Genomic DNA, 9655 nt, shown 5'->3' on the forward strand with positions numbered 1-9655 from the left:
AGGAATGATTTTAGGTGCATATATTCAGGGCTTAAAAACTGAAAATGGAATCTACGTTGGTGGTAGTTTTGACTGGTTTACCCCATTTTCTATGTTTACAGGCATAGGTGTGGTCGTGATGTATGCTGCATTAGGCTGTGGTTGGTTAATTTTGAAAACTGATGATGGTCTACAAGAGAAAATGTATGAGCTGATGCCAAAATTAATTATTGCTCTATTCATTATTTTTGCTGCTGTCAGTTTATATACACCTTATAGCCAACCTGCAATTGCAGCGAAATGGTTTACTGTGCCACAACTTATTTATTTTAGCCCTGTTCCAATCTTGGTGATTATTTTTACTGTATTAACTTGGCGGGCTTGCCTAAACCGAAATGAACATAAGCCTTTTCTCTACACCCTAGTGCTGATGCTCCTCGCCTACTCAGGCTTTGTGATTACTTTATGGCCCAACATCATTCCTCCATCAGTTACCATTTGGGAAGCTGCTGCGCCACGAAATAGTCAAATGTTTGCATTAATTGGTGCTGTCGTGATGATTCCGATCATTTTGGCATACACCTTTTGGGGTTACTGGATTTTTAGAGATAAAGTTCGTGTTGGTGACCAAGGCTATCATTGAGGTTAAATCAAATGAAATCTTCACAAGTAAAATGGTTTATTGGGCTTTGGTTTGTTGGCTTTTTAGGTCTAGCTTTGATCGCAGGCATATTTAAGGCTTTGCTCATGCTGGCTTATTCTTAATCCAATGTTTTGATGTTTGGCTACACAGTTAGCCAAGCATCTTTATATCTATTTAAATAACATAAGTTTTGATCATTCTTTAAAGAAATAGCCATTATTATTTGCCATTTTTTAAGCATTTAAGCTATGTTGAATAAAAATGATGTAGGTATAGAATATGACTATTTTAGAATTATTAGAAATTAAACATCCCATTTTTATTTCACCGATGGCTGGTGTTTCCACACCTGAACTTGCAGCGGAGGTATCTAACCAAGGCGCTCTTGGTGCTCTTGGGTTGGGTGCAAACACAGCTGAAGCAGCTAAAGAACAGATCATTAAAACACAATCATTAACTGATAAACCTTTTCAGGTGAACTTCTTTTGTCATCAATCTGAACAGCTTGATCAAGATGTAGCACAACAATGGATCAACTACCTACGCCCTCATTTTGAGAAATTTGATGCACAACCACCCCAACAACTGAATTGTATATATCCTAGCTTTTTAGACAGCGATGATTATTTGGATATTGTTTTACAAACCCAACCCAAAGCTGTCAGTTTCCATTTCGGCATTCCCAAAGCTCATCAAATTTCTGCACTAAAACAAGCAGGAATTATCACCATGGTTTCTGCAACAAATTTAATTGAAGCCCAAGCCATTGAAGCTGCTGGTATAGATTTGATCATCGCTCAAGGTATAGAAGCTGGAGGACATCGCGGTATTTTTAATCAAGAATTTGATGCAGCTATCAAAACTTTAGATTTGGTGAGCTTAATTTCAAAACATTGCAAAATACCTGTGATTGCTGCAGGCGGTATTATGAATGGTGATCAAGTTAAACAGATGATGAAAGCGGGAGCTGTAGCTGTTCAACTTGGAACAGCATTTGTTCAATGTAAAAGTTCAAGTGCAAATGCAGCTTATCGAAAAGCATTGTTTAGTCAAAAAATCACCCAGATCAGTGCGAGTTTATCTGGTCGCCCTGCACGTGGCTTATTGGGCACATGGCATACAGAAATTGACTCACCACAGCGACCAAAAGTTCCAGCCTACCCATACACTTATGATCTAACCAAACAACTGATGGCTATTGCCAACAAACAACAAGAATTTGGCTACAATGCATTTTGGGCAGGTAGTAATGTTGCACAAATTCGTGAACTTGAAGCAGCTGATCTCATTAACCAATTGGTTTTAGAAATGAAATCATATTAAGCACTGATCAAGGCAGAATTAAAAAACCGATCTATTGAAGATCGGTTTTTTAGTGCTTATTTAATCAAGTCTAACAAGGTGTGCTGAGCATTATGTAGCTCCTCACCTTCCGCAGGTTTAGCACGCTCCCAAACACCATCACCTTGCAATAACCATGCTTGCTGATTATCTTTCAGATAGTTAAGCAGACCTTGTTGATAAATACGTTTTTTCAATGCAGGGTCTTCAATTGGGAAACAAGCTTCAACACGGTTGAATAAATTACGATCCATCCAGTCTGCACTCGAACAATAAATACGTGGATTTCCATTATTGCTAAAGTAATAAACACGGGTATGTTCTAAGAAACGCCCAACGATCGAACGGACGCGAATATTTTCTGACAGGTTCGGTAAACCAGGACGTAAACAGCAAATTGAACGAATAATTAAATCAATCTGAACACCCGCTTGAGATGCCTCATACAATTTATTGATCAATTGAACTTCAGTTAAAGCATTTACTTTGACAATGATTTGAGCTGGCTTACCTGCTTTTGCATTAGCAATTTCATCATCAATATAGTTAATCAATTGAGCATGTAAAGTAAATGGTGCATGCAAGAGCTTCTTCGGCTTCGCCATTTTGCCCATGCCAGTTAACTCTTGGAATATGCGATGTACGTCTTCACATAAATCTTTGTCTGTCGTCATCAAACCATAGTCCGTATAGATACGGGCATTGGTTGCATGATAATTACCTGTCCCTAAATGAACATAACGGACTAGTTTATTATTCTCACGACGCACAACTAAGATCATTTTGGCGTGTGTTTTATAGCCTACGATGCCGTATACAACGACCGCACCTGCTTCTTGCAAAACGTTTGCAACCTCGATGTTTGACTCTTCATCAAAACGAGCCCGCAATTCAATTACTGCTGTGACTTCTTTGCCATTACGTGCAGCTTCAGCAAGTACCTGAACAATTTCAGAATCAGCACCACTTCGATATAAAGTCTGCTTAATTGCAAGCACTTGTGGATCACGTGCTGCTTCACGTAATAATTGAATTACAGGTGCAAAAGATTCGAATGGATGATGCAGCAAAATATCTTGCTTTTGCATCGCAGAAAACACACTTTCAGATTTCTTGAATGCTTTTGGAATAATTGGTGTGTGGGAATCATATCGTAAATGTGGACGTTTAAAATTGGACAACAAACGCGCCAAATTTACAGGACCGTCTACACGATAAAGTTGTTCTTCATTTAGATCAAATTCATCTAACAAATATTCATAGATGTGTTTTGGACAATTATGAGTTACTTCTAAACGTACAGCACGACCAAAACGACGAGAACTTAACTCACCTTTTAAGGCTTTCGCTAAGTCTTCAACATCTTCGTTAAGAGCTAAATCGGCATTACGTGTTACACGAAACTGATAACAACCCGTCGCTGTCATACCAGGGAATAAATCAGATACATGCTCATGAATAATCGCAGATAGCATGACATGATGTTCTTTTCCACCTGTCAGCTCATCTGGTAAACGAACCACACGCGGTAATGAGCGCGGTGCAGGGACGACAGCTAGATCAATTTGACGACCAAAAGCATCTTTACCTTCCAAGGTCACGATAAAGTTTAGACTTTTATTCACTAAACGAGGAAATGGATGCGCTGGATCAAGACTAATTGGCGTTAACACAGGAGCGACTTGCTCTTGAAAATACTTTTTAATCCATGCTGACTGTGCAGGTGTCAACTCACCACGGCGTAGGAAACAAATGTCTTCTTCACGCAACTTAGGTAAGATCTGCTCGTTTAGAATTCGATATTGTCGTTCAATTGCAGCATGAGCAGTAACAGAGATTTGATCTAAAACTTGCTTTGGAGTTAAGCCATCTGGTGTGCGACTTTCATTGCCCAGAGTTAGTTGCTCCATCATCCCTGCAACACGGATTTCAAAAAACTCATCTAAATTGCGGGAAAAGATCAGTAAGAAATTCATACGCTCCAATAACGGATGAAGTGGGTCGACAGCCTGTTCCAAGACACGTAAATGGAAATCGAGGATGGATAATTCGCGATTAATATAACGATCGTTGTAACTATATTCTATTGGCGTTGTTGTCGTCACTGCCGTATTCATACTGAACCTTGTTATTTATGCATTCATCTACTGATAATTTAAGTATGCTGCAAATTTATGTCAATTTGGTAAAAAAGCCCAAAAATATTGAGCTTTTTTAATCGATCGGATTATTCTGGAAGCTGTGTTCCGTTCATATATCTCAATATGACGCGTTTGCGATATTGCAACTTACGGTCATTACGATGATCTTGATAATACTTAGGATTTGGTAACAACGCTGCTAAAAATGCGGCTTGTTCACGTGTTAAGCTTTTTGAACTTTTCCCATAATAATATTGTGTTGCAGCTTCAACCCCATAAATATTTTCACCAAATTCTACAGAGTTCATATATACCTCTAAAATTCGGCGCTTTGACCACATCCGCTCCATCATCCAAGTTGCAACTGCTTCTTGTCCTTTGCGAATAAACGAACGTTGGTTGTATAAAAATAGGTTTTTTGCCAATTGTTGCGAAATTGTTGATCCACCTGCAACCACTTCACCCTTCTCATTATTACGTTCTAAAGCATGTTGGATACCTGCCCAATCGAATCCATGATGATGGACAAACTTCGCATCTTCGGCTGCAAGAATTGCGTGCTTAAAGTTGTCACTAATCTCATCATAATCTCGCCAATCTTGCTGAATTGGCTTCATATCAGACCAATAGTCCAACCGCATAAACATTGTAGTTTCAACTGGATTGGTTCTCCACCAAACTAAACTTGCAAAGATCCAAAGTTGGATGAGGAGTATCACTCCAATAATCAACATTACTGCACGTGCTAAAAAGGCTTTCATTAAAGTGCATCACTCCTAGGGCAACGAATTCATGCTAAGCTGTTTTTTATATTGATGACTAGCTTAAACACATATGACTGACATGACACCACCACAAATCAATCAAAAGTTGAGAATCCATACATGGTGGTTTACCGCATTACTTATTGCCGTCAATGTCAGTTTATTTGGTTGGCAAGTTCTTTCAGGTGTGAATATTACCGACCCTTCACCTCTAGATGCAATTGCTTGGGGTGCAGATTTTACACCACTTACATTCTTATCTCAGCCTGAGCGCCTATTCACTAGCATGTTTTTCCATTTTGGACTCATCCATCTGATGCTAAATATGTGGGCGCTTTATATTTTTGGCAGTGTAGCTGAACAACTATTTGGTCGTCCCTATTATATAGGTATGTATTTTCTTGCTGGTTTAATGGGAAGTGTATTATCGAGTTATCTCTCGATTCGAGATACATATGATTTGCTACAAAACTTTGATCCTGCTTTATTACCTCGTATTAGCGCAGGTGCATCAGGTGCGGTTATGGGACTCGGTGCTGCATTGACCGTAATTTCATTATTGCCTCAACTCGCAAATCAACGTTTTATTCTAGATAAAAAATCATTACTGATGATTATGGCAATCAACCTTGTATTTGGTTTCACCGTATCTGGCATCAACAATGCCGCACATATCGGTGGCATGCTGATGGGTGGTTTGTTGGCGGGCTTATGGTACCTGTCTCAAAAAACACAACGAACGGGTGTATTCCAATTTATAGCACTGCTTGTTGCAGTCTCTACTTTAAGTATCTTTTATTGGTATTGCACCCGACTCAGCACAGAACTCACTCCTTTGTGGACTGAGATTCTGCGCCAAAATCAGATCAGTTTTTAAGACTGATTAATTTCTCTTAAACTTTGCAAAGGTGGTATATCACAAAGATAGCTTAAGCGATAACGACCTATCAATGTACATACCACCATCATTGTCAAAGGAAGAATAATCCAGATTTCTGGATGCCATTGAATAGACATTTGCATTTTATAGCTAGCGATAGCACTGATCACCTCAGCAAAAAAACACGCCACAACACCTGAGACTAATCCAATAAAACCGATTTCTAAACTCAACATGCGTTTTAATCGATTCTTAGCGATTCCAAATGATCTTAACAGTGCCACTTCTCGACGACGTTCATCCATCAATACATTTAAGCACGCAATCAAGACTAAGATACCTGACAAACCAACCAATATTGCAAGTACTGTCACGATCTGAACCAACACAGTCATCAAACGTTTCACTTCATCTAGAACACGTCCAACATCAATAAAAACAGTATTTGAAAATTGCTGAATCAACTCAACCATTTTTGCCTGATCAGTTGGCGGAACATAAAAACTACCTAAATAACTTCCAGCATTTTCATCCATCGTTTTAGGTGAAAAAATGAAAAAGAAATTGGGGCTAAAACTTTCCCATTCTACGGAGCGTAAATTAATCACGGTTGCATTCAAGCTTCCTTCAGGCAGACTAAAGCTCAGTTGATCGCCAATTTTGATTCCAAGTTCACTCGCCAATTTTTCTTCAACAGAAACTTGCCCAGTTTGAGTAAATGTTGAACGTCCTTGAATAATCACATTATCTTTAGGGTACACAGAGGACTGCGTAAGATTTAATTCACGACGTAATGAGTTATTTTCTTTGATCAATTCTGGAGAGAAAGCTTCACCATTTTTTGAAATCAATCGACCTCGAATATTTGGATACAACGGCGTTGAACTCCAATGATTCTGTTCCAACGATTGTTTCAACAAAGGCATGTCAAATGGGGGCAGACCATACACAAATTGATTAGGTGTTCCCTCAGGAAGTTGTTGTTGCCAGCGCTCAAGTAAGTCTGTTCTCAATACACTAAGTACCGTAATTAAACTTAATCCCAGTGCAAGTGCCGTAATTTGCAATGCAGTTTGATGCGGTATCCGAACATAGGCAGATAATGGGTGCTTTAATTGTTTGATCAGTTTGAGAAGCAACCAAATAACAGCATATAAGACTCCACAAAGCACAAGAATTGCAGCGAGAACCATTAGGCTCAATTGTAAATTATCACTAAGAACTAAACTAAAAATCATTAAACTGATCGTGCCGATAGCAAACATTGCTATATAGGATTTGCGTGAACGTTCTTGTTGACGAATTACGCGTATTGGCGGCGTATTTAATAACTCCCAAATACTCGGCAGAATAAAACCAATCAAAACCATTACACTGGTGAAAATAGCAATCGGTAATGCCATCAGGATATCAAATACAGCAAAACTAACTTGTAGTTGCGGAATGAGCTGCAACATCAATTGCAATAATCCATAGCCTAATGCGATTCCAATCAGGCTTCCTAACACGATGGAAATAGCACTTACCAAGGCTAACAAGCCTAAATAAGCAATCAATATCTGTTTCTTACTTGAACCCAAACACCGCATCAAAGCAATATGATCTTGGTTTTGTTGTACATAACGTTGACTAGTTAGAGCAATCGCAATCCCACAAAGCAAAATAGTAAGTAAATTGGCGAGCTGTAGGAATGTATCCAAATTCTCGATTGGTTTCATTAATCGTGTATTGGACTGACTAGCATCACGTAATCGAAGTGAAGTTTGTTCCGAATTTTCTACAGATGAATTTGCATTCGGAGAGGTTTCATCCTCTTGATGCGTTTGCTGCTTATAAATCGTTTTAAATGCATTTACTTGTTCTAGCTGACCCGCCATCAATAAACGATATTCAATCCGACTCCCTACTTGTATGGCATTTGTCTTCGCAATATCCGCCTGATGAATAATAACTGTTGGTGAAAATCCAGAGAAACCTAACTCTTGATTTGAATCATGTTCAATCACGCCTGTGAAAGTAAATGTTCCATCTGCAATTGCAACTTGTTCACCTAATTTAACTTTGAGTAAATCAACTGCCCGTGGGCTTAACCAGACTTGATTTGGTTGTATTGATTTGGCTTGGGGTTCAATTTCTAACTTGCCTCGCAAAGGAAATTGATCATTGACCGCTTTGACATTAACCATGACAAATTGATCATGGGTATGTGCCATAGAACCAAATACAGTGACTGGAGAATGCTTCAAGTTCAGCTTATTCGCTTGCTCTATCCAACTGGACTGAATCGGATGACTATCCGACAATACCAGATCAGCTCCAAGCATTTCAGCTGCTTGTAAGGTCACAGCATTTTGTACTTGAGTGTTGCTAAATTTCAAAGCCGTTGTCGCACTGATCGCCAATGAAAGTGCAATAATCAGTAAATACAAACCACCCGTTCGAAAACTTTGTATCAGTAATGGCTTTAAAATAGAACTCATATTGCCCCCTCTGATCGAACAATCTCCTGAATCTGACCATCGATAAGTTTGACATGACGTTGACAAAGTTCAGCTAAGTTTTGATCATGCGTGACTAGAACCAATGTTGTTCCCAACTCTTTGTTTAAATCAAAAAGTAATTGTTCAATCTCTTCTGCAGTTTGCCCATCTAAATTACCTGTGGGTTCATCTGCAAAAATTAATTTAGGTTCAGCAATCAAGGCACGTGCAATAGCGACACGCTGTTGCTCACCACCAGATAAAACTTTGGGTGTTTGATGAGCCTGTCGAATCAAACCAACACGCTCTAACCATGCCAACGCTTTTTTCTCAGCATCTTTAAATTGGAAGTCTGGCTGTAAACGCATCGGCAGCATGACATTTTCTAAAGCACTTAACTGTGGAAGAAGTTGAAATGACTGAAATACAAACCCAATATTTTCTAAACGAACTTGTGCTCGCTGTTCCTCTGTTAGCTGATGTACATCTTGACCGCAAACCGTCAATTCACCACTACTAGGACGATCCAAAGTCGCTAAAATCCCCAACAATGTTGACTTTCCTGAACCTGAACGTCCCGTAATTGCAATCTGCTCTCCCTGATAAATTTCCAAATCAATTTCTTTTAAAATCGTTAAATTTTGCTGATTAATTTGAATGGTTTGTGTAACTTTTCGAGCAGAAATAATCGGTTGTGGCATGATGTCACGTATCCTTTAGAACAAATTTTAAGTGCTATGCAAATATCTAAAGTTATCTTGTTCGTTTCTAAAACACTGGGAGCGCTTGCAATATGTGTATTCCCGACAATCGTTTCAGCTAAGACTATATTGATTGTGGGAGATAGTCTGAGTGCAGGCTATGGAATAGATGTCAAACAAGGCTGGGTTAACTTATTACAACAACGGCTTGACCAACAGTATCCGAAAAAACACAAAGTGGTCAATGCAAGTGTAAGCGGTGAAACAACAAGCGGTGCACTTGCAAGAATGCCTAAGCTATTACAAACCTATAAGCCTGAAATTGTGGTGATTGAGCTAGGTGGTAATGATGGACTTCGAGGACAACCACCTCAAATGATCCAACGTAATCTTGCTCAGTTGGTACAACTCAGTCAAAGACAAAAGGCAACAGTTTTACTGTTTGGTATGAAGATACCACCAAATTATGGAACGGCGTATAGCACAGCGTTTGAAAAAAATTATAAAGTTGTAAGTCAGCAATACAAAGTTAAGCTTTTACCTTTCTTTTTGGAAGGTGTAGCTGGCAATAAAAATCTTATTCAAAAAGATCAAATTCATCCAAATGCTCAGGCGCAGCCGATCATGTTAAATTTAGCTTATCCATATATAAAAGGTGCCTTGTAGGCACCTTTTATAATTTAACAATCTATAACTTTATTTAGAAATCAAAAAAAGTAACTTCAC

The 9655-nt window shown here is 38.8% G+C and carries 8 protein-coding genes; 4 read left to right on the forward strand and 4 right to left on the reverse strand.

Annotated features, from left to right (window positions below):
• Together A2003_RS07315 and A2003_RS07320 are read left to right on the forward strand one after the other, a co-directional pair.
• Positions 1–622, forward strand: a 622-nt coding sequence (locus A2003_RS07315; RefSeq protein ID WP_286687080.1) for a cytochrome d ubiquinol oxidase subunit II, incomplete at its 5' end; no start/stop codon positions are given.
• Positions 623–901: 279 nt separating this feature from the next.
• Entirely contained in the window at positions 902–1945 is a 1044-nt protein-coding gene (locus A2003_RS07320) for an NAD(P)H-dependent flavin oxidoreductase (protein ID WP_286687081.1), read from the forward strand.
• A gap of 56 nt (positions 1946–2001) precedes the next feature.
• Here the strand turns inward: A2003_RS07320 and ppk1 are convergent, their stop codons facing one another.
• On the reverse strand, positions 2002–4080 hold the full coding sequence (ppk1, locus tag A2003_RS07325; protein WP_004912640.1) for a polyphosphate kinase 1: 2079 nt from the start codon (positions 4078–4080) through the stop codon (positions 2002–2004).
• Positions 4081–4190: 110 nt separating this feature from the next.
• A complete protein-coding gene (mtgA, locus tag A2003_RS07330; RefSeq protein WP_004912643.1) occupies positions 4191–4865 on the reverse strand; it encodes a monofunctional biosynthetic peptidoglycan transglycosylase in 675 nt (224 codons plus the stop codon).
• A gap of 73 nt (positions 4866–4938) precedes the next feature.
• Between mtgA and A2003_RS07335 the strand changes: the two genes are divergently transcribed.
• The gene (locus A2003_RS07335; protein WP_112986966.1) at positions 4939–5745 is read left to right on the forward strand and encodes a rhomboid family intramembrane serine protease; all 807 of its coding nucleotides are present in this window, start codon (positions 4939–4941) and stop codon (positions 5743–5745) included.
• Here A2003_RS07335 and A2003_RS07340 read toward each other — a convergent pair.
• Both A2003_RS07340 and A2003_RS07345 read right to left on the reverse strand, forming a co-directional pair.
• Positions 5742–8228, reverse strand: coding sequence for an ABC transporter permease (locus A2003_RS07340; protein WP_112986965.1), 2487 nt, complete (start codon positions 8226–8228; stop codon positions 5742–5744). The genes A2003_RS07335 and A2003_RS07340 overlap by 4 nt on opposite strands.
• Positions 8225–8929 carry an ABC transporter ATP-binding protein gene (locus A2003_RS07345; protein WP_005402242.1) on the reverse strand — a complete coding sequence of 235 codons (705 nt, stop codon included), beginning with the start codon at positions 8927–8929 and terminating at the stop codon, positions 8225–8227. The genes A2003_RS07340 and A2003_RS07345 overlap by 4 nt, the downstream gene beginning before the upstream one ends.
• A 42-nt stretch (positions 8930–8971) precedes the next feature.
• Here A2003_RS07345 and A2003_RS07350 point away from each other — a divergent pair, with 42 nt between their 5' ends.
• Positions 8972–9595: an arylesterase gene (locus A2003_RS07350; protein ID WP_171053779.1), complete on the forward strand. Its 624-nt coding sequence runs from the start codon at positions 8972–8974 to the stop codon at positions 9593–9595.
• The last annotated feature ends 60 nt before the right edge of the window (positions 9596–9655 follow it).

Source organism: Acinetobacter sp. GWC1_38_13, from assembly GCF_001767535.1.
Classification (GTDB): Bacteria; Pseudomonadota; Gammaproteobacteria; order Pseudomonadales; family Moraxellaceae; genus Acinetobacter; species Acinetobacter junii.